The following is a 24,704-nucleotide window of genomic DNA, read 5'->3' on the forward strand; positions in this document are numbered from 1 at the left end:
GGATTCGCTCGGGTAAGCGACAGATTCGCTCGGGTAAGCGACGGAATCGCTCGGGTAGACGACGGAATCGCTCGGGTAAGCGACGGAATCCCTCGGGTAGGCGACAGAATCCCACGGCTAGACGCCGAATTCCCTCGCCCCCCTGCACTACCGCCTCGCACTTTATCTCGAAACCAAGTCTTCAAGATAAGGGGGCTATAATGAAATAAAGATGTCCCTTAATAATGACATAGAAAATGACCTAAAAGCGAACATTTGTTCTTTATTGGGCGAATGTATATAATAAAACACAAGGAGGGGTTACATATGGGGAAACTATATCCATATCTATTTTCTAATGACGCGAGAAAACAAGCTGAATTCTACGAGGAAGCTTTAAACGGTGAAATTGTGGATGTAAAAACTTTCTCAGAAGCACCTGACATGCCTGAAGAAATTCAAAATCGTGTCATGCACCTAGTTTTACAAGCTGCGGGGCAACACTTCTTCATGGCAGATGATGTTAAAGGAGAGACGAAAGCCGGCACGAATTTAGATTTAGTTCTAGAGTTTTCTTCAGAACAAACAGCAAGACAAGCATTTGATGGACTAGCAAAAGGTGGCCAAGTGATTATGCCTTTTGACAAAATGTTCTGGGGCCCTATGTTTGGGAGAGTTGAAGATCCGTTCGGTGTAAGGTGGCAAATCACAACAGAACACCCTTAAATAGAAAAAACCACAGCCTAGGCTGTGGTTTTCTTTTTCTATCGATTTTTTTTGTCTGCACGTGCACTTCTTGAAGAAAGGAGTACAAAGTAACATAGTAAGCTGAAAAAGCATGCAATAACAAGCGCGTGTAGTAGAGCTACGAATAGATTTAAAGATGTAAAGATGATCATAGCACCTAAAATCACTTGTATGGTTATGAGGAGGAGGGCAATTGACCATCCACCTGACATGATCTTACTATGCGAATAGGATTTACGGATGATAACGAATTGAATAATAACCCAAACAAATATGAGTCCTGCAGCTAGTCGATGACCCATTTGAACCCATTGTAAGAAGTTATAGTATCCAAACTGTAATGGGTATTCATTATTACAAAAAGGCCATCCACCGCATACGAGACTTGCATTCACATGACGTACTAATGCACCAGTATAAACGACCATTAGTGTATAAATCGTTAAGGCATAAAACCCTTTGCGGTGTTTTCTTTTTATATATAATGACGTTGCATCAAATTTTTGATCAACTTCGAATATAAGTAAGGTCAATAGAAAGATGGATGCAAAAGAGATTAGGGAAATTCCAAAATGCATTGCTAATACAAAATCAGATTGTCCCCATTTTACTGCAGCAGCACCAATGAGTCCTTGTAATACTAAGAAAAACAACGATAGAAATGAGAGTAGTTTTGTTTCTCTTACATGTCCAAGTTTTCTCCATGCTAATATGGAAAGCAATAGGACTAAAAAGCCTACTCCTCCTGATACTAACCGGTGACTTAATTCGATGACTAATTCCATAGTGATATTAGATGGAATAATCTCTCCGTGGCACAAAGGCCAACTTTTACCGCAGCCCATCCCTGATTCAGTCTTCGTTACCAGTGCTCCACCTATAAGGACAAATAGCATTCCTAAAGAAGACAGTACAGAAAGCCATTTTAACAATTTTATCATTTCTCCACCTCGATCCTTTAGTGGAACTAAATTTATCGTAATATATTCCGAATACAAGTTGCAATTGCAGATCTCATTTGTTCACGAAATTGGCACAAATGTTATCCTACCATGTTTCACATATATTTTCATCATGTAATATACTTATTAAACGTCAATATCTTTAGGGGAGTACAAGGTATTCAGGCGGAACATAGGGAGCTTGTTAAATAGTTAATAATTTATGACGTTATTAAAAAAGTGCTTGCAATACCTACCATTGTTTGCTAGAAATAAATAGGGGATTTGTTCCCTTAAGGTTTTGAAACGTATAGATTAAAGAATCTAAGAATTTGTGAATGAAAACTGGTATTGAACAAGAGACTAAAATGTTAGAGTTAGATGAAAAAGAATTTTGAAAAAAGTTGTTCACATATTTGTCACAGTGGAAAATCACCCAAATCAAATAGAAACAAACTTCATTCCGTGATACAATAGGTAGGACTAATGAGCTTTATTTGGGATTGAACTCCTTTTAATCCCAGTTGAAACATGTCCTTATCCAAGGAATGAATTCAGTTCAGAATGACTTCTGATAGATGAACTTATTCAACTAGATATCATTCATCAAGAAATGACAAACCCTCCTGAGAATGAATAGTTTTAAGAGGGAAGGTTTAAGGAGGAAGGTTGAGTACGATGAATAATCCAAGAACTATGGAATCAACGTCTCAGGTGATGAAGCACTCGACCAAAGAGGAAGGAGTCCACACAAACTTATGGGCAGATATCCTCTCATTAATAAAAATAGGTATTATTAATTCAAATTTGATGACCACATTTGCCGGTTTTTGGTTAGCACTGCACTTTACAGGCTTAAACTTTTTCAACTATTGGCAGGAATTTTTATTGGTGATGGTCGGTACAGGCTTAGTCATTGCAGGTGGGTGTATTATTAACAACTATTATGATCGAGATATTGATCAAGTTATGTCAAGAACACAGAACCGACCTACAGTGACAGGGAGTATCGCTTTAAAACATATACTTTTAATGGGAATAGGTACAACAGCTATAGGTATTATTCTTGTATCATTAACCAGTTTAGTTGCTGGTCTCATCAGTGCTTTCGGTTGGTTTGTATATGTCGTCTTGTACACGATGTGGAGCAAGCGCAAATATACAATCAATACAGTTGTAGGAAGCTTCTCTGGTGCTGTGCCTCCATTAATCGGTTGGGCTGCAATTGATCCTTCCTTACAGCACCCAGTTGCATGGGGACTCTTTTTCATTATGTTTATTTGGCAAACACCACATTTCCTAGCCTTAGCAATGAAAAAGACAGAGGAATATCGTGAAGCTGGAATTCCAATGCTTCCAGTAGTCCATGGATTCTCTATCACAAAGAGACAAATTATTATTTATGTAGCTTGCTTACTTCCGCTACCGTTTTACTTGCATTCACTAGGAACAATCTTTCTAATTGTTGCTTCTTTACTAACAATAGGTTGGTTCGCAATTGGTGTTGCAGGCTTCTTTATGAAGAATGAACTTAAATGGGCAACATGGATGTTTGTGTATTCCTTGAATTATTTGACCATTTTATTTGTAGCGATGGTTGTAGCAACGTTACCAAATCCATTTTAATATGAACAGAGAAACTTGCATTCAAGTTTCTCTGGTTCTTATAATAAAAATTTGAAAGACTACAAAGAGAAAGAGAGGTATCATTACATGAAAGGATGGGTGAGTAAATCCCGTATTCTGTTTTTATTAAGCTCATTAATGCTTGTATTAACAGGGTGTGGTAGATCAAACCTTACAGCCTTACAGCCTAAAGGCGAAGGCGCCGATGTTATTTTTGACCTAATGATGTTAAGCGTTATCATAATGGTGTTTGTCGGTGTTGTCGTTATGGCTATTTACTTTTTTGTACTTATCCGTTTTCGACAGAAGAAAGACCAAGAAGACTTCATTCCAAAGCAAACTGAGGGGAATCAATTTCTTGAGGTTCTTTGGACAGTTATCCCAATCTTGCTATTAGTGATTCTGGCAGTTCCAACTGTTCAGAAAACATTTATGTTAGCAGATACGACTCCTTCAGAGGAGAATAAAGAAGATGCCATAACTATTGAGGTTACTGGTAAACAGTATTGGTGGCATTATAACTATAATGGTCAAAAGATCCAGACAAGTCAGGATCTTTATATCCCTACGGGAGAACGCGTATACTTAAAATTAAATGCTAGTGATGTTATCCACTCATACTGGGTTCCGACGATCTCAGGAAAAATGGATACAAACCCTGGTGAAAACACGAACGAAATGTTCCTGCATGCTTATGAAGAAGGTGTTTACTACGGTAAATGTGCCGAGCTTTGCGGACCATCTCACTCGTTAATGGACTTTAAAGTAATTGCAGTAAGTCCTGAGGAATTTGATCAATGGGTAAGCGACATGCAAAATGTTGATACTGATGCAACACCTGAGTCTGATTCAGCTCAAAGAGGTAAAGAACTATTCACTGAAAAGTCTTGTATTGGATGTCACGCAGTTGGTGCCGGTGGCGGTGCTAGCACAGGGCCTAACTTAACAAACTTTGGTGATAGAGCTAAGCTTGTAGGTTACAAAGAAAACACAAAAGAAAACCTTGTAACATGGTTGCTTGACCCTGAGAAGTTTAAGCCAGGAAACAAAATGACTGGTAAATACGGAAATGGCGATCCTGTTAACCCAATTTCTGAAAAAGAAGCAAGTCAAATTGCAGATTATTTATTACAACTTCAACCTTCAGAAATCACACCGGAAGATGCTAAATCAACGGATTCAGACTCTGAAGAAGAGAAATAACATATTATGAAGAAGAAAAGGGAGGTCGTAGCGTGAGTACAGCGACTGCACAAAAGCAGGGCTTTGGTGCTACCCTATGGGATTATTTAACCACAGTGGACCACAAGAAGATTGCCATTCTTTACTTAGTTTCCGGTGGTATCTTTTTCCTTGCAGGCGGACTTGAAGCTTTGCTGATTCGTATTCAGCTTATGGTTCCAGATAACAACTTTGTCTCATCTGGAATGTACAACCAATTGATTACCATGCACGGTACAACGATGATATTCCTGGCAGCCATGCCATTTATATTTGCATTAATGAACATTGCAGTACCATTACAAATTGGTGCGCGTGACGTAGCGTTTCCATTTTTAAACTCACTTGGGTTTTGGTTATTCTTCTTTGGAGGAGTATTACTTAACCTTTCTTGGTTCACTGGTGCACCTGACGCCGGTTGGACTGCATATGCACCATTGTCAACTACATCACCTGGTCATGGAATGGACTTCTATGTATTAGGTTTACAGATATCTGGTGCAGGAACATTAATCGGGGGGATTAACTTCCTCGTAACCATCATTAATATGCGTGCCCCAGGTATGACATATATGCGTATGCCACTATTTACTTGGACTGCGCTTGTTACAAGTGTACTTATTTTATTTGCTTTCCCAGCATTAACTGTTGGATTATTCCTAATGATGTTTGACCGTCTATTCGGTGCTGGATTCTTTGATCCAACGATGGGTGGTAACCACGTTATTTGGGAGCACTTATTCTGGATCTTCGGACACCCAGAAGTGTATATCCTTGTACTACCGATCTTCGGACTATTCAGTGACATTATTTCTACATTCTCTAAGAAACGTCTATTTGGTTATTCAGCAATGGTATTTGCGACCGTACTTATTGGTTTCTTAGGATTCATGGTTTGGGCTCACCACATGTTCACAACAGGTCTTGGCCCAATTGCAAACTCAATCTTTGCGATTGCAACTATGGCAATTGCCGTGCCTACAGGTATTAAGATCTTTAACTGGCTCTTTACAATGTGGGGCGGTGTGATCCGTATGACGGCAGCAATGCTTTGGACTGTAGCCTTTATTCCATCCTTTACACTTGGTGGATTTACAGGGGTTATGCTTGCAGCAGCGGCAGCTGACTTCCAGTACCATGATACGTACTTTGTTGTTGCACACTTCCACTACGTTATCGTTGGTGGTGTAGTATTTGGTGTGTTTGCGGGACTACATTACTGGTGGCCGAAAATGTTTGGTAAAATCCTTGATGAGAAACTTGGTAAGCTTGCTTTCTGGCCATTCTTTATTGGATTCCACCTAACGTTCTTTATTCAGCACTTCTTAGGATTAATGGGGATGCCACGTCGTTACTGGGTATTCCACTCGGGCGATGGGTTAGATCTAGGAAACTTGATCAGTACAATTGGTGCATTCTTTATGACACTAGGAACACTCATTTTCCTATACAATGTGATTATCACATCAATTAAAGGTGAAAAAGCAAGTGCAGACCCATGGGATGCACGTACGCTTGAGTGGTCAATTCCATCACCACCACCTTTTTATAACTTTAAACAAACACCGCTTGTACGTGGTTTAGATCCTTTATGGGTAGAGAAGCGTCAAGGAAACGGAAAAATGACTCCTGCCGAACCACTAGGTGACATTCACATGCCTAATAACTCGTTCATTCCGTTTATGATTTCTTTAGGTTCATTTGTCATGGGTTACGGTTTGATCTATCAAGTCGACGATAGTCGTTGGTTATTTGTAGCCATTGCAGGTCTCCTAATTACATTAGGATCCATGTTTGTCCGTTCTGTTAAAGATGACCTTGGTTACCATATTCATAAAGAAGATTTAGAGGAAAAGGGGGCTGGTTCTGAATGAGTGATGAGCAATTACAAACACTAAAACCAGGACAGAGTCCACATGAACCTGAAAAAGCCACCCTTGAAGGTAAAAATAAATTTTTAGGTTTCTGGTTCTTCCTTGGTGGAGAAACCGTATTATTCGCAAGTTTATTCGGAACATATTTAGCACTTAAAGATAAAGGTGCTGAAACGAAAGCACAAGAATTATTTGGTCTTGAATTAGTATTCATTATGACCATCATTCTTTTAACAAGTTCACTAACAAGTGTATATGCCATTTACCATATGAAGAATCTTGATTTTAAAAAGATGCAACTATGGTTAGGGATCACAGTATTATTAGGAGCAAGCTTCCTAGGTCTGGAGATATACGAGTTCCAACACTACGTGCATGAATATCATCACACATTTACATCTTCAGCCTTTGGTTCTGCTTTCTATACACTAGTTGGTTTCCACGGAGGACACGTATTGTTCGGTCTTTTATGGATCGTAACATTAATGGTCCGTAACGCTAAGCGTGGTTTAAACCTTTACAACGCTCCGAAGTACTATGTAGCAAGTCTATATTGGCACTTTATTGACGTTGTATGGGTATTCATCTTCACAGTTGTTTATCTGATGGGAAAGGTGGGTTAATCCATGGCAAACAAAACTTCAGAAAGCTTCGAATTTGCTAAGAAGAAGAACAAAGAGGAAATGAAGCATCACCTCATAACGTTTGCATCGATGATTGTATTTACACTAATTGCCTTTGGTATGGTAATCGGTGATTTCCACCGTCTATTTACAATCCCTGTTATTATTCTTATGGCAGTTGTACAAGTTGCATTTCAGCTTTACTACTTTATGCACATGAGTCATAAGGGACACGGGTTGCCTGCACTTATGCTCTATTCAGGAGTAGGAGTAGCATTCCTTACCATCCTTGCTATGCAAACCATCGTTTGGTGGTGATGAGCCAAAAGACCGGAGAAATTCTCCGGTCTTTTTTTATATGGATATTAATCTCCTTTTATCCGGTATTGTATCCACTTAATTGTGTTCACGATATTGTCAATTTCCTTTGCATAATCCTTTGCGGTAAGGGTATGTGTAGGGGTTAAAATAGGTTATAATGGGAGAGTAGATAGACACCTCAGAAGGAATATGGAGTGAATTATATGTGGTTAGAGTTACAAGTGTTTGGCTTTCGTGCTTTATGGAGCCCATATTACTTACTTTTTGTACTAGCACTCGCTGTTAGTTATTATTTACTAACAGGTCCATTAAGACATAAATTCGGTAACAATGTTAAACCCACTATCGCACAGCAAATCATGTTTTATGTAGGTCTTGCTCTATTATATATCATTAAAGGATCACCACTGGATTTGCTTGGTCATATAATGTTTACCGCACATATGGGACAAATGGCTTTATATTATTTAGTTTTTCCGATACTGATTATAAAAGGATTGCCTACATGGATTTGGGAGAAAGTTCTCTATATCCCGGTTTTGAGACCAGTACTAAAAGTATTGTTAAAACCTTTAGTTGCTTTATTATTGTTTAACGGATTGTTTTCACTTTATCATATCCCTACAATATTTGACTTTACTAAGACGAGTCCAGTAGCACACGCGGTTATTACAACAGTAATCCTATTTACTTCATTTTGTGTCTGGTTACCTGTTTTTGCACCTTTAGAGGAATTAGATGGATTATCTCCATTACTTAAAATTGGTTATATTTTCGCTAATGGGGTTCTTATTACGCCTGCGTGTGGTTTGATTATTTTTGCTGGTGAACCTTTATATAGTACTTATAGTGACCCTGGAGCTTGGACAGCTGCATTAAGCTTATGTGTGCCGGATGGCGTATTAAGTAATATGTCTCTAGGTGGTCCGCAATTATTTTCACCCATTTCCACTATGCATGATCAACAGCTTGGTGGAATCATAATGAAAATAACACAAGAGATTGTTTATGGAGCTATCTTGGCTATAATATTCTTCTCATGGTTTAGACGGGAAAACACAAGCATAGACCCATTACCATCAGAATCATAATGGACAAATACAGAAAGATGAAGATTTTTTAGGGGGAGAATTATGCCTTTATTACCAACATTAAGTACAACCTTTATTGTAATAAGTGCCATTCTTGTGGCAATTGGTTGGACATTAATTGCAAGAGGGAAACCAAAAGCTCATAAAAAGGTTATGATTGCAGCTGCAATTAGTGCTTTAACCTTTTTTATCATCTATTTATCACGTACGATATTCGTAGGAAATACGAGCTTCGGTGGACCTGATGATATAAAGATTTACTATACAATCTTTCTAATCTTTCACATTATTTTAGCAACAACAGGAGCGGTATTTGGTCTTGTTACATTAACGCTTGCTTTTAAGCGTAACATTGCCAAACACCGTAAAATCGGTCCGGTTACTAGTATCATTTGGTTTTTTACAGCTTCGACTGGTGTTGTAGTTTACCTCTTACTTTACATTCTCTATGATGGTGGAGAAACTACAAGTATGATCAAAGCAATATTAGGTTTTTAATTCATGAAATCACCTGTGTAGGGATGACCTATCCACAGGTGATTTTTTTTAGTATATATGGTTTATATCTATTAAATTAAAGGTATCAATAGAAAGGAAAGAAAATAAGTTTACCTCAATCAAAAAAATAAGCGTATGTAGCTAATATAGATGTGGTATGAAAGGTGGCAACAAGAAATATGGATATAGAAAGTCCACGGTTATTTATTAAACCTATTTCAATTGAAGAGGCACAAAATTTAATGGTAGATGCAGAAAGTTATCCCGACTGGCTTAATGTTCCTTACGATGCCCTTTGGCCTGATGATGGATTAAAAGCTCTACTACCTATTTATGTTGAGGCACTTGAAAAAGATGAAAAGGAATATGGGTTTGGTCCATGGATTATGCTTGATAAGCATAAACAAATGGTGATTGGCGATATAGGTTTTAAAGGTTCTCCTATTAGTGGAATCGTTGAGATTGGTTATTCCGTGTCGAAAATACACCGAAACCAAGGATATGCTAAAGAAGCTGTGGAAGCGATGTTACAGTGGGCGTTTAGTCATGAGGATGTTACAATTGTAACAGCTTCGTGCCAACCGAGTAACATTCCCTCCTGTCGTGTTTTGGAATCATGTGGTTTTATGAAGAGTCGAGAGGAGGATGGCGTCGTTTGGTTTGAGAACCGAAAGGAGAGACATTATGGAAAAGATCGTACATTGTGATAAGAATCATGATGATGCAATTTTGGATCTAGGGGAGTATGCATTTCGCTATAAATTAAGTGAGTCAGAGCGTGACCATAGAAAAGAACGAATGAAGCAAGAACATATTATAGCTATCATTGATGGGAAGAAACTTGCTTCTAAAGTTCATTTACTTCCACAATACTTATATTTGGGTGGTAAATCCATACCATTTGGAGGGATTGCAGGCGTTGCTACATGGCCTGAATTTAGACGTAAAGGTCATGTGCGTCAATTAATGAATAAATCTCTTGAAGAAATGCGATCAAGACATATGCCTCTCTCCATGTTACACCCGTTTGATATTGATTTTTATCGCAAGTTTGGTTGGGAGTTAACTCAATACGCACACACAGTTGAGTTAAAGCCTGGAGATATTCCTTCCTATAAAACAAAGGGGAATGTAGCCAGAGTGAAATATGATGAAAATAAACGTGTTTTACATGAGATATACGAACGTCATGCTAAACGTTATGGACTGATGCTAGATAGAAATGAATATTGGTGGAAATACCGAGTTATTTCTGAGGATGACTTTATTCTAATGTCTTATAACGAAAAGGGAGAAGAAGATGGATTTCTCCTAGCTAACTTAAGTAAAGACCAACTAACAATAGAAGAATGGTTTTATGATTCAAAAGAAGCATCACAACGGTTACTTACTTGGATGCGTAATCATGATTCGATGGTCCCTAAGGTCAAATTGACATTAGCTCCAAATGATCCTATATTATTTTATTTACATAATCCACGTGTAAAAGAGGATCGACATGCTTATTTTATGTCAAGAATAGTAGATGTGAAATCGTTTTTCACACAATATCCTTATCAAAGTTTTTCAGATGTAACCGTTCAGCTAGATGTTACAGATGAGGCAGCTGAGTGGAATAATGGTTCTTGGTTCTTATCTATACAAAACGAACAGGTTTCAATTACAAACGAGTCTAAGGAAGCTGATGTTTATGTGAAAGGGGATATTCAATCCTTAACAGCTTTATGGCTAAATGCACAAAAAGTAGAGGATTTATTGTTTTTTGACCGCTTACAGATTGAAGGGGATTTAGAACAGTTAAAGGCTCTGATCGTTAAGGAAACCCCTGCATTGTTAGATTTTTTCTAATAGGATATAAAGAAAAGAGGGCGGCCAAATGGCTTCCCTCTTTTTATATCTTCCAATTCATTTTGATAATACCAGCTTCTTTAGCTGAGTTAAATGCTATGACGATTAGTGGACCGACAAAGAATCCAAGAACTCCGATAAGCTTCAAGCCTAAATACATAGCTATTAGTGTTGCAAGTGGAGATAATCCGATATGGCGTCCCATGACTTTCGGTTCAACAGTACGACGAATGGCTAATAAGACGATGGCTAATATGGAGAGCTTTGTACCAAACACGACATCTCCAGTTAAAAATACGTACAATGCCCATGGGCCAACCACAGCGATTGATCCGATTATTGGAATAAAATCTACCACCCAGATGATGAGTGACATAATGATGGCGACTTTTGGTGCTATAAACAATAATCCAATCAGGCTAAATATAAAGATAATGAGTGATACGAGAAATTGCGCTTTAAGAAAGCCAAATACAACATAAGAAAGTCGTGAGTTCATGAAGCGTACTTTCTCTGCAGTTTTCGTTGTCATATACTCATAAGATTTCGCTTTTAATCTTGGCATTTCCAACATAAAGAGGAATAAAGCAATTAAATAAACTAGAAAGCTAACCAAGTATTGAGGTAATTGGCTTGCCCAATTTGTAACTTTATCTATATTAATGACTTGAAAACTCTCTTTATAGCTTTTAAATTGTTCAGACATTTGATCTTCAAATGCTTTAGTGTACTTTTCAGGGAATTGATCGGCTAGCTGATTGTAATCTTCTTCCCACTCAAATACAAAATCCTCAACTTGTGAAATATACGTATCAGCGTTTTCTGCAACTTGTATGACTTGTGTAACAACCTTGGTTACGACGTAGGTTCCAATGATGGAAATTAATACAAGGAAAGCTATGTACACAATAATTACTGATAGTTTTCGTTTGAATTTAAATCGATACTGCAACATACGTACAGCCGGATTTAAAAATAAAGCTGTAATGAACGCTGTTATGATAGGAATCGATACAGGTAATATAAAATAAGCGGCAATTAAAAATAATATGCCTACGAAAAGTATTATCCATTGTTTTTTACTAAGGAATCGAAACAATTTTGATCTGGAGGCTCCTTTCACTACATCTCTATTTAAATATAGCATGAAGCAGCTTTTTTGAACAGTTTATCAGCTTGATTCGATAACATGTCCTACGCTTTTATTGCATAAGTTTGTAATAACATAGGAGGGACGTTATGTGGAAAGAATTTAAAGCTTTTGCTGTTAAAGGGAATGTGTTTGACTTAGCTATCGCTGTCATTATCGGTGCTGCTTTTAGTAAAATAGTCGATTCTCTTGTGAATGATATTATAATGCCTTCTGCTGGTCTCTTATTAGGAGGAGTGAACCTAAAGGATTTATCATTCTCCATACATGAAGTTACCATCCAATATGGAGCATTTCTGCAATCGATGGTAGACTTTTTTATTATTGCATTTGGAATTTTTATGTTTCTGAAGGTGATTTTCAAACTTAGAGGGAAATCAAAAAGTTTTCAGTTTCAAGAAGAAACAACGGATCAAATACTAGGTGAGATCCGAGATATTGTAAAAGATTCTCATCAAACAAAAAAACAAAATGCTGACAAAAGACCTGAGATCAAACTTAAAGTGAAATAAGAAAAAGGGATGGTAGTAACCCAACCCTTTTCCAAAGATATCTTAATGTTGGTGTTGATCAGTAGGTAGCTCTGATAATGAGATGATGCCTACAAGCTTTTCACCTTTAACAATAGGTAAGTGTTGAAGGTTTTTATCATTCATTAGATTGCGTGCTTCCTCTACTGTAGTGTCAGGAGTAGCTGAAGGAGCATGATCATCCATAACTTCTTGTACTTTAGTAGAACCTTCTTTATTCTCAGCATACCCTTTATTGATCATAGTGCGTTCAGTTAGAAGACCAACATACTTTTGCTCGGATTCACATACTGGAACTACACCGATGTCATTTTCTTTCATTTTGGATGCAGCTGTAGATAAGTTATCTTCAGGCGTACAAACGGCAACATCTTCTTTCATTACATCACTTACTGGGATGCTTGTCGTATCAACCTTTTTAAATTCTTGAATAAGTTCTTTAGCTTTATTTAGCAAGCTATTTGAACGATCCACTAGGGATGTTGGGAAGTCTTCTCCATCACCATATTCAACGCCATGTGGATAGTAATGCTTTCCAAGTAATGGTGTCATAAGTTTAACAGCAGCATTACCTTTGTCTACGTCACCTTCAACAGCGTAACCTTGCACGCGTAGGTAATACGTTATATTTTTTTCTGCTGCGTCTAGCTTATAGTCATATGTAACTCGTTCATAGTCCCATTGACCACCGCGAACAAAGCCTGCTTTATCCATTAAGTAATCTAATTTATGAAGGTCTACAACTGCACCTTCAATTCCTTTACCCTCGATTTTCATACCTTCCACCTCACAAAATTCTGTCTAACCTAAATTCATAATCTAAATCCATCATATAAAAAAGTTGGCAACGTTGCAATTGTTTACAAACGAATTCAAGAAAAATTCAAGAAAACTCCTTAAAATATGTTCATTATTGTGTGAAAGAATGTGATTCCGTTGTAACCAGTTCAGTTAAATTTTTAGCATAGACCAAGAACCCTATGCAAAAAATTAAATTTTTCGGACACACTAAGCTTGAAATGGGTGAGAAGTTAAGAATGTCTTCACTTTCACCATTGAATACAATGAAACAAATGGAGGAGATTTACATGAAAGCCATTCGTGACGTTATGACAACAGATGTTTCCGTATGTACTTCAAACGACACACTGTATGAAGCGGCAGTGAAAATGAAGGAAAAAAACGTTGGAGCCATTCCGGTATGTGACGATGACCAAAACTTACTTGGCATGGTAACTGACCGTGACCTTGTTATTCGAGGGTATGCAGAGAAACATTCTGGGTCTACAAAAATTCAACAAGCTATGAGTGACCATTTAACTTCAGCGTCTCCAGATACTTCTATCCAAGAAGCAAGTAAGTTGATGGCAGAGAAGCAAATTCGTCGTCTTCCCATTGTAGAAAACGGTAAATTAGTTGGTATCGTATCTCTTGGAGACCTTTCTGTCGAGCAACAATCAAATGAAGCAGCAGGACATGCTTTAGAAGAAATATCTGAACGTCCAGAAGTTCACTAAGCCATATTTCACACTCAATCCTACCGTGGTTCAATCATGGTAGGATTTCTTTTGCATTTCTCTCGAACCCAATTTTAGATCTCTTCTTTTCCTCTATTTTTCCTATCATAATTCCTCTTATGTCCTACTATAATGAAGTAGATATAGATCAAAAAGGAGTTTGTCTATGAGAAGCTTAAAGGTCATTATGATTATGTCCATTGCATTCATCTGTTTCTATTTCGGGTTCCCTGAACTTCAAGAAAGAGAAAATCAGCAAGAATTAGCATCCTCTAAAACCCAAACAAAAACATCGATATCACCCAAAAAAGAAGAATCAGAAGAACAACAAAAATCATCTTCAGAACCACAGGAAGAATATAAGTATGATCTTTCTGGATCCATTTATGAAGTTATTGGTCTAAGTGAAAAGGAAATTAAAGCAAAATACGGTGAACCAGAAAGAGAAGATCAGAGTCCTTATGGATACACCTGGTGGATTTACAAACAGGATGGTGTATATACTCAGATTGGGGTTGAAGGTGGGAAGGCTGTAACAATTTATACAATAGGACCAAAAATCTCTGCAGAACCTCTTTTAACTGGACAACCTTATGAATCGGTAGGTGATATTTTTGAGATATCAAACGATGTGAACGTTGAATACGAAAATGGTTCCTATCAATTTAAATTATCACAGGATGATGTGGTTCAGAGGCCATTAATCCCACTAGGAAAAGATATATATATGCAACTCTATTTTGATCAGTTTACAGAAAGATTATCTTCCATACGATTATTTACTGCAAACGTTTTGTTGGTTCATCAACCTTATGAGGTGTACTACCGAGGAGAACTTCCTAATCAACCACTAATCCTTAAGAGAGATTGGAATAAGATTGAAGAGGGTGTAGAACAACAAATTTTTGATATTACAAATATGATCCGAAATCGTTTTGATAAAAAAAGTGTAACGTGGCATGAAAAGGTAGCTTCTGTAGCGTTTGATCATAGTAAAGACATGGCTATCCATAATTACTTTTCACATATTTCACTTGAAGGAGACGGACTAAAAGAACGTTTGAAAGAGAATAAAGTCTATTATTTTTCTGCAGGTGAAAACATTGCCGCTCAATACCCTGATGCACCGTCTACGGTAGAGGGGTGGTTGAATAGTAAAGGGCACAGGGAAGCCTTGCTGAATGAAGATTATACACATTTAGGTGTAGGGGTGTACCGCTATTATTACACGCAAAACTTTTTACAAAAGCCACAATAACAAATGTGTAAGGAGTAAGGAAATCAAATAAATTATCAAAACACTTTTGTATGCATTCACGACATGGGCATGAGTCACATACATTACTGTATAAACACGTATGTAGTAAAAAAGAGGTGACGTGATTCATGAGTGGAAACGATTTGCATCCATCAGTTCAGCAGTTTAAAGAGTTTGTTAATAAACATCCGAAACTAGTCAAAGAAGTAAAAGATCAAGGTTCTTCCTGGCAACCTTTTTATGAAAAATGGGTTTTGCTAGGGGAGGAGGACTCATTCTGGGATCCTTATCGAGAAGAAGTGGTTCAAACCAAGAGACGAGAAGAAAACAAAGAAGAAGAACCCAGTGAAAGTAATAATCAGGAATTTATGGGTCAATTAATGAGTATGGTGGATAAGGTTGACCTGAATAAAGTGCAGGAACATATTCAACAATTAAATGGTGCCGTTCAAAATATCCAATCACTCGTTGGACAGTTTCAGGATATGAAAAAGCAGTTACCGGGTAAAAATCAAGCGCGCTCTCAACGTAGATCACCATTTAGCTTCGGTCGTGACTAATAGAATTTATCACTAAAAACATATCGTTAGGAGGGCCAAGATGCAACCTGGTTTATATCAATACCTTGAGAGTCGTGAGGATTTACTCAAATTCATGCGTATGAATCCCGAATGGTATCGAAAAATAACAAGAGATCCTAGTGTTTTACCTGCAATGGAGCAAGAGTCGAAAGTTTATTTTGGTCAAACCGTTACGCAAAAAATGGAAAGAGTAAATAATCAAATCCAAATGGTGCAAATGCTTATGCAAATGGCACAAGCTATGAAAGAGTAATAAAAGTAAAAAGGATTTAAATAGATGGTTTCGCATTATTACTCGAATTTGGTATTATTTAAGGTGGAGGTGGATAGCTTGATAGCTACTACAGAAACCGTAGAAATTTTAGACAGATGCGAAAATTTAGGTCAAATCGTTTTGCAATCAGACGTTTATGAACAATACATTCAAGCTAAAGAAGAGCTTGAAAAAGATAGAGAAGCTCAACGTTTAATTAAAGGTTTTCAGGATACAAAAGATCATTATGAAGACGTTCAGCGCTTTGGAAGATATCATCCAGATTATAATACCATCATGAAGGATGTCCGTGAAAAAAAGCGTGAGATGGATATGCATGATCGAGTTGCAACCTATAAGATTGCAGAGCGTAACTTGCAGAAACTGCTCGACGAAATAAGTCAAATTGTCGCATTTAGCATAAGTGAGCAAATCAAAGTACCGAAAGATGGGATGTTATTCCAAGACTCTGGCGGTTGTGGATGTGGAAGTGGTGGAGGTTGCGGTTGTTCCTAACTTAGCGTTGGAATCGAATGCAATCCTCACATAAATTCCCACAACAAAACATTTTTCTTTGTGGTACTAAAAAGCGAATACGATAAACAAATAGATCCTCACTTTCTCTAACGTAATACATGGAGAGGGTGAGGGTTTTTCCTTTCATTGCCTTAGCAGCTGAGATTTTAAGCGATTCTTCAATTTCTTCTCTAGAGACTTGTGAATGTTTCTTTTTTACATATATAAAGGGGAGTCCTGTTACAAATTTTCTGTAACAATCCAAAACAGGTTCTTGAGCACTCATTGTTTTTAAAAACAATTCCCAAGCAGATTCTAATTGATTCATGATTCTCACCACCTCATTCATGGGTTTATCACACAAGTTTATTGAAGGAATTTTGAAAGTTTGCTAAACTTGTTAGAAATAACTGAAAATCTCTGACTTACAACTATAAATATTTAGATGTCCTATTACAAGTTATAAAATAATTGAACGAAAGAGGATTCCATATGTTCACACAACGTCAAGGTTTGGTAGTATGGTTTCAAAACATGAAAAATGTTCGGCAGATTAAACGATATGGTCATTTGGTATATGTTTCGAAAACGCTGAAACACGCTATTATTTACATAAACCAAGAAGACCTCGATCATACAATGGAAAAGTTAAATCGCCTGAATTATGTTTCAAAGGTTGAGCCATCTTACAAGCCATTTATTGCTACAGAATATGAAAATTCAAAGCCAGATAAAGCAAAAGAGTATGATTATAAATTTGGTAGTATATAAAAGCATGGGATTACTCCCATGCTTTTTCTATTACTTTAAAGGTGCGATATAGTTATTCATACGGAGAATTCCGATTAAATGTTGGTAGTAGAGTTCCGTTTCACCAAAAATCCCACTTGGACGGACGGTTAATTCAATGATACTTTTGTTTATACGTTCTGCCATGGTTTGAAACATGTCATATCTTTTATTTGCCAAGTCATGAGGATAAGGAATTCCTTCACGACAGATGTAAATAGGCTGGAAATCTCCTGGCTGGGTTGGTTTCATAACGATTGCCACAGATGTGCGATTTTCACCATTTGTTAAAACTGTGTAAAAAGCCATGACATGCTGTACTCTTTCACTCATATTCTCACCAAGCGTAATCAGCTCATAAATGTCTGAATACCCTTGCCCTAGTTCAATAAAACGCTGAATCATTTTTACACCTCTTCATTCATATGTCGCTAGTTACAAAATTGTCATTTTCTAATGTAAGGGTAGCATGAAGGTGCTCATATGTGAATGGGCACTACATTTCTGAATATAATTTTTATGCGGCTAGCAAAAACATGATAAAATAAGGACGAAATTATTTTAGTAGAGGAGCCAACCAGATGTTACGAAAAGCTTCACTGGTCATCTTCCCAATGCTTATACTGTCGACTCTATTATTAACCTATCAATGGAGTATGTATGTGTACGGTGATCAAACAACTAGAACCTCTTCAGAACCACCTGAAGTTCAACTTCATTTAACTCATTCGAATGATTCCATATCTGTTACACAGACGGTAACAAACTTAGAAAAAGGCACTTATTCATTTGTTATACCTTCAAATGCGGACAAGGTTCAATGTGAAAATGAAGAAGGAAAACCATGTTTAGTACAAAATCAAGAAATAACCATAAGTGAGAATCAAAAAATACGCTGGCAATACCAACTTTCTTTTAATAAGGATGATAAGGTTTATTCAAATTGGTACATAAAATTGCAGCGAAACAATAAACCGATTGATACGAGCATAAATGTAGAGGTGATCGAGAAAAATGATCCATTCTGGCAATGGATGGCACCAGCAAAACTACATGCCGATATTCAAAAAGAGTATATTCATTATTATCGATGGAGCTCTGATTCATCTAGGTCATTTCCTTTATTACGGATGGAGATGAATTCCTATGAGGTGTACAAAGAGGATGGTTTATACATATATGCAAAGGGTTCTGTCGGTGAAAAATATCAGAAATTAATTAATGCATGGAAGGGGTCACCACTAGAAGGACCTTTCATTATTATTGTTAACAATGACTTGCAAGGGACCGTAGGGAAAAGACATATGATTTTATCAGAAGTGGATGAAGAAGCAATCAGCATGTACTGGCTTTCTCAGTCCCTGCAATCTAATTATAATGTAAAACAAGATTGGCTTATTTCCGTGCTTACGCATTATTTTTATGACATCCCGGTTCAAGATGAAAAATCCGAGAAGATGATTAAAGATTTATCTAAACAATTATCATTAAGTCAAAAGCAACAGTTTCTCCAAGAAATTATTAAAGCAGAAACAACTCAATTACCAGTAGAACTAGATCAGGACTTGCAGAGGGTAATCGGAAAGCCAACAGCTTTTTTTAAACAAAACAAGCGTAAAAAAGATCTTTATGTACCTTTATACTTTATAGAGAACAAGTCACTAAAAGTCGGGGGAGAGGAAGCGGATATTCCTTGGAAACCTATAGTATATCAGCGTGATCGATATTACCCATTAGCGGGAATTGCGTCTCTATTTGAATTCGATCTTGTCGCTTTACCGTCTGAATCTCTTTATATTTTGAGAAAGGATGGAGAATCATGGCGTTTTTCTCTTAATAAGAAAACATTTGTTCATAACGAAGAAAACTTTGGTGTAGTTTCAGATGTGTTAATAGAAATCCAAGGGGAAGTCTTTATAAAAGAAAAATATATAGAAGAATTACTCGGCATTAGAGCGGATGAAGGGTCTTATTCAATTAATTTGATTTATTAAATAAAAAAAAGCCTGCAGAAAAATTTCTGCAGGCACCTTTTTGGATTGAACTAAATCAAACAAAAAGGCAAAGGGAGAGGAGAAACCGGAGGAAGAACTTATGGGGAAACGTAAGTCTTCTCCGTCTTCAGAGCTAACAGGGGAAACCCTGGCTGCTCCTTAAGTATTATGACCAGATTAAAAATGTAATATACACAAAGAATTGGTTTCTTTGATAACCATTTCATTTTACGAGGAAAGCTGAACTTTTAGTTTTCCTTTTTTTTATGGTAGGATTAGGTCGAATAGGCTAAGAGGAGTGAGACTGCATGAGAGTCATAGCAGGTGAACATAAAGGTAGACAAATACGTCCTGTTCCATCTAATCAAACACGCCCAACAACAGATAAGGCTAAGGAAGCACTTTTCCAAGTGATTGGTCCATATTTTGAGGGAGGAATGGGTTTAGATCTTTTCGCAGGAAGTGGCGGCTTAGGAATCGAAGCATTAAGCCGTGGCTTAGAGAAGGTTATATTTGTCGATCGCTATCAGAAGGCGATCTCAACGATATATGAAAATTTAAAAATGTTAAAGATTGAAGATCAAGCAGAAGTGTTTCGAACAGATGCATTTCGTGCTATAAAAGCTGCTGGGAAACGAGGCTTACAGTTTGACTGGATTTTTCTTGATCCACCTTATGGTAAGGTTTCCTTTGAGGACACATTAGAGGCATTACATGAGCATCAAATCGTATCACAGAATGCAACGATCGTTTGTGAGCACACAGCCCAACAAACACTGCCTGAAGAAATTGGTCCGTTTAAACAAACAAAATCTGAAACTTATTCAAGTATTATTACGATTAGTTTATACCAATATAAAGAATAGAATAAGATGAAGAGGAGTGATGAAGATGGCCACATTAGCCATTTGTCCTGGTAGCTTTGATCCGATTACATACGGACATTTAGATATTATTGAACGAGGGGCTAAAATTTTTGATCATGTGACTGTAGCGGTTTTTAATAACCGGTCAAAGAGTCCGCTTTTTTCAGTTGAAGAGCGTATAGAGCTACTAAAGGAAGTCACCAAAGATTTTGATAACGTATCAATTGATGAAAGTAGCGGGTTGTTAATGGACTATGCTCAGGAAAAAGGGGCAAATGTGATCTTACGCGGGTTGCGAGCTGTTAGTGATTTTGAATATGAGATGCAAATTACAGCGATGAATCGTACATTAAACGAGGATATTGAAACGTTTTTTGTGATGACCAATAATCAATATTCGTTCTTAAGCTCAAGTATGGTGAAAGAAGTAGCGAAATACGGTGGATCGATTCAAGGTTTAGTGCCACCTGTAGTAGAGCAAGCTTTACAAGAGAAGTTTTCATGATTTTATGAAACCTCATATTACGGAGAAGCAGTTCAATTTAGAGAGCAGACGAGTTTGTTCTCTTAATTGAACTGCTTTTTAATTGAAAAAGAGTTATTCAGCAATATGGCAATAATGTTGAATAAGGTGTGGAGTGGTTCCGTTGCTAATGTGCAGTGCGGTGGTCTGGGAAAGGGGTTGCTTTCCTGTGGACGAACTATCGAGCCTCCTCATCCGCTAAAGCTCCTTGCGGGGTCTCGCTAGCCCGTTTTTCCACTGGAGTCAACCCCTTTCCCAGCCCACCTTAGCCGAATGGTGAATAACGGAACCGCAGCTATCGTAAGGTTTTCTGATGTAGATTATGGGGTTGAGTCATATATGCACCAAAGTGATCTAAAGCCTTATATGTAGAGCTAAAATACAGTTTCCTTAAGCATAAGATAAAATGATCTCAGCCATGGGTCCGTTAACTTTCATATCAGCAAAGGGGTGAGGGAAACGGCAAACTCCCGCGGTAGAAAGGGCGGACGAGATCCCGCAGAGAGCTTGCGAACGAGGAAGCTCGGCCGGTCTTCCGCAGGAGTATTGCCGTTTCACCGATCCCCTTACTCTCACAAAAGCAACGGACCTCCACCACACTTTATCTCGAAACCAAGTATTCAATAAACGGGGGCTTTAACGGAATAAAACTGAGCAGTTGCTTTTCTAACATAACCATAAACTCACTTGTGAATCTCATGGTTATGGATAGACGAAAACCACTGTCGTCGGATCAGGATGATGATGGCTAATCCAAGAGATGCTAAAGTGATCAATGGTCCAAACTCAGCGAATTCTTCCAATATTCTTGTCCATATACTTTGGTGCTCTATGGGAGATATGACCGGTGTTTCCTTACTCCCAAATGCCTGTCGCTCGATATATAGAGGGACGAAAAGTGCCACAGAAAGTAAAGCAGCAAAAAAACCATGTAATATACGGGCAAAAAAGTATGGTGCGAAACGGATATCTGTATCAGCCAGAATCGAAGCTACCTGAGCCTGTACGGAGAAGCCATTAAAGGCCAATATAAAACTGACACAAATAACTTGCTGTAAAAGAGTGACGTTTTCTACTCCTGAAGTCATTTGCGAACCTAACGTAATTTCAAACAAACCTGCGATAAACGGCAGAGATAAATCGGTTGGAAGCGTAAGTAACTGAAAGAAAACACCAAGTGCACCAGCTATTATAGGAGTTATTCCCACTAGAAATAAAAGCTTGTTAAAAACAGAGAATATAATAATAAATCCACCAATCATGAGTAAGGTTTGGATCGATGATAGAACAGCGTCCCCAAACAGCCTGCCAAAAGGTCTTGAATCTTCAACTCTTGTTTCATGAAGAGCAAGAAAGGCACGTTTCAAAAAGAATTCTCTAGGCTTTCGCTCCAATGGACCTCTTTCATGATTCTTACCATAGAAACGCATACAGAAGCCCACTAAGGCATTGCTTCCATAGTGACTAACAGCTAATAGTAAACCAAGAGTTGGGTCATGAAAAAAACCTACAGAAACAGCGCCAAAAATAAATAAAGGATTCGAAGCATTTGTAAAGGAAACAAGTCTTTCAGCTTCTACCTTACTTAATTGTTTCTCTTGTCGTAACCTTGCCGTAAGCTTTGCCCCAGATGGGTAACCACTTGCCATACCCATAGCCCAAACAAAACTTCCTACACCAGGAACTTTGAAAATAGGTCTCATGAAGGGTTCGCATAGGATACCGATAAAACGGACAACTCCAAAACCAATGAGTAATTCAGCCGTTATAAAAAAAGGAAGAAGGGACGGGAATACGATTTCCCACCACATATTCAATCCTCGAATCGAAGCTTCGAGAGCTTGATCTGGATAGACCATTAAAGATGCAGCTATAAAGAATGCACTTGTGGCAAGTACAAGTGATTTTACATGAGATTTCATTCGGTAGCCCCCTAGACATTGAGCGCAGTCACAAATCTGTACTTCTGCTATTGAACATAGTAAAATATTCATAAATGTTTTTTACATAAATAGGTACATCGAAAAATACGTTGAGTAGGGAAAAACGTACAAGCATTTCTCTATCACTATACGCACATGAGAAACGGTTTTATGCCATAAAATGATAAAAGGAACCATCAAAGGGGGAGGGCTGACGTTGAGGAAGCCGGTTATTGGATTAGCCCTCGGGTCAGGAGGCGCAAGAGGTTTTGCCCATTTAGGAGTTTTAAAAGCACTAAAAGAGGCAAACATTCCTGTACATATGGTGGCAGGAAGTAGTATGGGCGCTCTAGTAGGAGCTCTGTATTGTGCAGGGCAGGATATTGACCATATGTACACGCTTGCAAGAACATTTAAGAGAAAATACTACTTGGACTTTACCGTTCCTAAAATGGGGTTTATACAAGGGAAACGTGTAAAAGAATACATTCGATTGTTCACACATCGAAAGCAGTTCGAAGATTTAGATATCCCTTTTTCAGTTGTAGCAACAGATTTATATACAGGAGAAAAAGTGGTATTTAATAGTGGTGATGTCGCTGATGCAGTAAGAGCAAGTATTTCTATACCTGGGATTTTTGTGCCGGAAAAAATTGATGATCGTCTCCTGATCGATGGAGGGGTCATTGATCGAGTTCCAGTATCAGTGGCAAGGGATATGGGAGCTGACATTGTTATAGCCGTTGACTGTGCTCATTTTGAAGCAAATCATGAGATATTATCCATTTATGATGTCATTATTCAGAGTATAGATATTATGCAAGATGAATTCATACGACAAATCGAATTGGATGCTGACATTATGATTAAACCGAAAGTAGCTCAGTATAGTTCCCGTGCGTTCACAGATACTGAAGATATTATTAAAGAAGGCGAAAAGATCGCGCAAACACACCTAGAACAGATCAAACAATGCATTGAGAATTGGAAGGAGCCTTATCATGAAGCAGAATAAACGCTATTTTATAGTGGGAGCGATCGTCGTCCTCATAGCTTTCTTGCTAGGAGTATATCGTCTCCCTTATTATGTATATCAACCAGGATCAGCTGATGGTTTAAATGATGTTGTTCAAGTACAAGATGGTTTTACGAGTCAAGGAGAAATGCACCTTGTTACGGTAAGGGGAGGGCAAGCAACAGCACTCCAATTTGCTTTAGCCAAAATTCGTCCATTTCACGAAGTTTATGAGCTTGAACAGATCCGCCCAAAAGGGGTTAGCAAAAATGAATATTATCATGCACAACTCCAAATGATGGAGTCCTCTCAAGAAGCAGCCACCGTGGTCGCCTACAAAGCTGCAAACAAGCAAATAGACATTAATTATGATGGCGTTTATGTGATGAGCATCCTTGAAGATGTTCCGGCTCACAATAAGCTGAAAATTGGGGATAGAATTACAAAGGTCGACGATAAAGAGATTCATAAATCTGAAGATCTTCTGGAATATGTAAAGGGAATGAAAGTAGGAAGACAACTTGATATCACGTTTATGCGGGATGGTAAATCGATGACGGAGACAGTGGAACTTGTTAAGCATCCTAAAGAAGATCGTGCTGTTATCGGAATATCACTCGTTACGGATCGTGAAGTTGAAGTAGATCCATCAATTGATTTTTCAAGTGGAGATATTGGAGGTCCAAGTGCTGGTTTAATGTTCTCCTTAGAAATTTACGATCAATTAACAGATAAAGATATCACGAAAGGTTATCAAGTTGCAGGTACTGGAGAAATCTCATATGAAGGAGAAATAGGTCGAATCGGAGGTATCGATAAAAAGGTTGTCGCTGCAGATGACTCTGGAGTAGATATCTTCTTCGCGCCAAATGAAGGTGGTAAGGAAGGTTCGAACTATGAAGTGGCTAAAAAAGCTGCTGAAGAAATTGGGACTGATATGAAGATTGTACCTGTTGATACATTCCAAGACGCATTAGACTATTTGGAAAAGTTAGAACCTAAATCATAATGCAAAAACTCC

General features: G+C 37.8%; 28 protein-coding genes and 1 pseudogene. 23 read left to right on the forward strand and 6 right to left on the reverse strand.

Features of this window, described 5'->3' with window-relative positions:
• Positions 1–201 (forward strand): annotated as a pseudogene (locus H514_RS24855) (hypothetical protein); the annotation flags it as partial.
• A gap of 105 nt (positions 202–306) precedes the next feature.
• The gene (locus tag H514_RS0117735; RefSeq protein ID WP_027448152.1) at positions 307–705 is read left to right on the forward strand and encodes a VOC family protein; all 399 of its coding nucleotides are present in this window, start codon (positions 307–309) and stop codon (positions 703–705) included.
• A 38-nt stretch (positions 706–743) separates the two neighbouring features.
• Here the strand turns inward: H514_RS0117735 and H514_RS0117740 are convergent, their stop codons facing one another.
• Positions 744–1,667: a COX15/CtaA family protein gene (locus H514_RS0117740; protein ID WP_027448153.1), complete on the reverse strand. Its 924-nt coding sequence runs from the start codon at positions 1,665–1,667 to the stop codon at positions 744–746.
• A gap of 678 nt (positions 1,668–2,345) precedes the next feature.
• On the opposite strand from H514_RS0117740, the gene cyoE reads away from it, so the two are divergent.
• The 9 genes from cyoE (at position 2,346) to H514_RS0117785 (ending at position 10,769) form a co-directional block, all read left to right on the forward strand.
• Positions 2,346–3,293 (forward strand): heme o synthase, encoded by a 948-nt coding sequence (cyoE, locus tag H514_RS0117745; RefSeq protein WP_027448154.1) that lies wholly within the window; start codon positions 2,346–2,348, stop codon positions 3,291–3,293.
• Between the two features lie 87 nt (positions 3,294–3,380).
• A complete protein-coding gene (coxB, locus tag H514_RS0117750; RefSeq protein WP_027448155.1) occupies positions 3,381–4,496 on the forward strand; it encodes a cytochrome c oxidase subunit II in 1,116 nt (371 codons plus the stop codon).
• Positions 4,497–4,528: 32 nt separating this feature from the next.
• Positions 4,529–6,388, forward strand: coding sequence for a cytochrome c oxidase subunit I (gene ctaD, locus H514_RS0117755; protein WP_027448156.1), 1,860 nt, complete (start codon positions 4,529–4,531; stop codon positions 6,386–6,388).
• On the forward strand, positions 6,385–7,011 hold the full coding sequence (locus tag H514_RS0117760) for a cytochrome (ubi)quinol oxidase subunit III (protein WP_027448157.1): 627 nt from the start codon (positions 6,385–6,387) through the stop codon (positions 7,009–7,011). The genes ctaD and H514_RS0117760 overlap by 4 nt, the downstream gene beginning before the upstream one ends.
• A gap of 3 nt (positions 7,012–7,014) precedes the next feature.
• Positions 7,015–7,329 carry a cytochrome c oxidase subunit IVB gene (ctaF, locus tag H514_RS0117765; protein ID WP_027448158.1) on the forward strand — a complete coding sequence of 105 codons (315 nt, stop codon included), beginning with the start codon at positions 7,015–7,017 and terminating at the stop codon, positions 7,327–7,329.
• 206 nt (positions 7,330–7,535) lie between these two features.
• Entirely contained in the window at positions 7,536–8,423 is an 888-nt protein-coding gene (ctaG, locus tag H514_RS0117770; protein ID WP_027448159.1) for a cytochrome c oxidase assembly factor CtaG, read from the forward strand.
• Between the two features lie 42 nt (positions 8,424–8,465).
• On the forward strand, positions 8,466–8,921 hold the full coding sequence (locus tag H514_RS0117775) for a DUF420 domain-containing protein (protein ID WP_027448160.1): 456 nt from the start codon (positions 8,466–8,468) through the stop codon (positions 8,919–8,921).
• A 179-nt stretch (positions 8,922–9,100) separates the two neighbouring features.
• Positions 9,101–9,628, forward strand: a complete 528-nt coding sequence (locus tag H514_RS0117780; RefSeq protein ID WP_027448161.1) for a GNAT family N-acetyltransferase — start codon at positions 9,101–9,103, stop codon at positions 9,626–9,628.
• Positions 9,606–10,769: a GNAT family N-acetyltransferase gene (locus tag H514_RS0117785; protein ID WP_027448162.1), complete on the forward strand. Its 1,164-nt coding sequence runs from the start codon at positions 9,606–9,608 to the stop codon at positions 10,767–10,769. The genes H514_RS0117780 and H514_RS0117785 overlap by 23 nt, the downstream gene beginning before the upstream one ends.
• A 43-nt stretch (positions 10,770–10,812) precedes the next feature.
• On the opposite strand, the gene ytvI is transcribed toward H514_RS0117785, so the two are convergent.
• On the reverse strand, positions 10,813–11,868 hold the full coding sequence (gene ytvI / locus H514_RS0117790) for a sporulation integral membrane protein YtvI (protein ID WP_027448163.1): 1,056 nt from the start codon (positions 11,866–11,868) through the stop codon (positions 10,813–10,815).
• A gap of 140 nt (positions 11,869–12,008) precedes the next feature.
• Between ytvI and mscL the strand changes: the two genes are divergently transcribed.
• Complete coding sequence (gene mscL / locus H514_RS23460) at positions 12,009–12,431, forward strand: large conductance mechanosensitive channel protein MscL (protein WP_036843158.1); 423 nt, start codon at positions 12,009–12,011, stop codon at positions 12,429–12,431.
• Between the two features lie 42 nt (positions 12,432–12,473).
• Here the strand turns inward: mscL and H514_RS25385 are convergent, their stop codons facing one another.
• Positions 12,474–13,226, reverse strand: coding sequence for a YugN family protein (locus tag H514_RS25385; RefSeq protein WP_081673085.1), 753 nt, complete (start codon positions 13,224–13,226; stop codon positions 12,474–12,476).
• A 311-nt stretch (positions 13,227–13,537) separates the two neighbouring features.
• On the opposite strand from H514_RS25385, the gene H514_RS0117805 reads away from it, so the two are divergent.
• From H514_RS0117805 to H514_RS0117825, 5 genes are all read left to right on the forward strand, one after another.
• Positions 13,538–13,966: a CBS domain-containing protein gene (locus H514_RS0117805; RefSeq protein WP_027448164.1), complete on the forward strand. Its 429-nt coding sequence runs from the start codon at positions 13,538–13,540 to the stop codon at positions 13,964–13,966.
• Between the two features lie 166 nt (positions 13,967–14,132).
• A complete protein-coding gene (locus tag H514_RS0117810) occupies positions 14,133–15,224 on the forward strand; it encodes a CAP domain-containing protein (protein WP_036843159.1) in 1,092 nt (363 codons plus the stop codon).
• 128 nt (positions 15,225–15,352) lie between these two features.
• The gene (ylbD, locus tag H514_RS23470) at positions 15,353–15,784 is read left to right on the forward strand and encodes a YlbD family protein (protein ID WP_036843161.1); all 432 of its coding nucleotides are present in this window, start codon (positions 15,353–15,355) and stop codon (positions 15,782–15,784) included.
• A 40-nt stretch (positions 15,785–15,824) separates the two neighbouring features.
• Complete coding sequence (locus H514_RS0117820) at positions 15,825–16,058, forward strand: YlbE-like family protein (protein WP_027448166.1); 234 nt, start codon at positions 15,825–15,827, stop codon at positions 16,056–16,058.
• A gap of 78 nt (positions 16,059–16,136) precedes the next feature.
• Entirely contained in the window at positions 16,137–16,574 is a 438-nt protein-coding gene (locus H514_RS0117825; RefSeq protein ID WP_027448167.1) for a YlbF/YmcA family competence regulator, read from the forward strand.
• Between the two features lies 1 nt (position 16,575).
• Here the strand turns inward: H514_RS0117825 and H514_RS0117830 are convergent, their stop codons facing one another.
• The gene (locus tag H514_RS0117830; RefSeq protein ID WP_027448168.1) at positions 16,576–16,902 is read right to left on the reverse strand and encodes a hypothetical protein; all 327 of its coding nucleotides are present in this window, start codon (positions 16,900–16,902) and stop codon (positions 16,576–16,578) included.
• Between the two features lie 164 nt (positions 16,903–17,066).
• On the opposite strand from H514_RS0117830, the gene H514_RS0117835 reads away from it, so the two are divergent.
• Complete coding sequence (locus H514_RS0117835; protein ID WP_027448169.1) at positions 17,067–17,345, forward strand: YlbG family protein; 279 nt, start codon at positions 17,067–17,069, stop codon at positions 17,343–17,345.
• Positions 17,346–17,375: 30 nt separating this feature from the next.
• Here the strand turns inward: H514_RS0117835 and H514_RS0117840 are convergent, their stop codons facing one another.
• Complete coding sequence (locus H514_RS0117840) at positions 17,376–17,768, reverse strand: DUF7147 family protein (RefSeq protein WP_027448170.1); 393 nt, start codon at positions 17,766–17,768, stop codon at positions 17,376–17,378.
• 176 nt (positions 17,769–17,944) lie between these two features.
• On the opposite strand from H514_RS0117840, the gene H514_RS0117845 reads away from it, so the two are divergent.
• The 3 genes from H514_RS0117845 (at position 17,945) to coaD (ending at position 20,728) form a co-directional block, all read left to right on the forward strand.
• Positions 17,945–19,357: a hypothetical protein gene (locus H514_RS0117845; RefSeq protein WP_027448171.1), complete on the forward strand. Its 1,413-nt coding sequence runs from the start codon at positions 17,945–17,947 to the stop codon at positions 19,355–19,357.
• 308 nt (positions 19,358–19,665) lie between these two features.
• On the forward strand, positions 19,666–20,223 hold the full coding sequence (gene rsmD / locus H514_RS0117850) for a 16S rRNA (guanine(966)-N(2))-methyltransferase RsmD (RefSeq protein WP_027448172.1): 558 nt from the start codon (positions 19,666–19,668) through the stop codon (positions 20,221–20,223).
• A gap of 25 nt (positions 20,224–20,248) precedes the next feature.
• Positions 20,249–20,728, forward strand: a complete 480-nt coding sequence (gene coaD / locus H514_RS0117855) for a pantetheine-phosphate adenylyltransferase (RefSeq protein ID WP_027448173.1) — start codon at positions 20,249–20,251, stop codon at positions 20,726–20,728.
• A gap of 701 nt (positions 20,729–21,429) precedes the next feature.
• On the opposite strand, the gene ylbJ is transcribed toward coaD, so the two are convergent.
• Positions 21,430–22,668 carry a sporulation integral membrane protein YlbJ gene (gene ylbJ, locus H514_RS0117860; RefSeq protein WP_027448174.1) on the reverse strand — a complete coding sequence of 413 codons (1,239 nt, stop codon included), beginning with the start codon at positions 22,666–22,668 and terminating at the stop codon, positions 21,430–21,432.
• Between the two features lie 181 nt (positions 22,669–22,849).
• Here ylbJ and H514_RS0117865 point away from each other — a divergent pair, with 181 nt between their 5' ends.
• Both H514_RS0117865 and H514_RS0117870 read left to right on the forward strand, forming a co-directional pair.
• Positions 22,850–23,683, forward strand: a complete 834-nt coding sequence (locus tag H514_RS0117865) for a patatin-like phospholipase family protein (RefSeq protein ID WP_197063127.1) — start codon at positions 22,850–22,852, stop codon at positions 23,681–23,683.
• Positions 23,670–24,692, forward strand: a complete 1,023-nt coding sequence (locus H514_RS0117870; RefSeq protein ID WP_027448176.1) for a SepM family pheromone-processing serine protease — start codon at positions 23,670–23,672, stop codon at positions 24,690–24,692. Before H514_RS0117865 ends, H514_RS0117870 begins: the two co-directional genes overlap by 14 nt.
• Positions 24,693–24,704: the final 12 nt, after the last annotated feature.

This window comes from Pontibacillus marinus BH030004 = DSM 16465 (assembly GCF_000425225.1).
GTDB lineage: Bacteria > Bacillota > Bacilli > Bacillales > BH030062 > Pontibacillus > Pontibacillus marinus.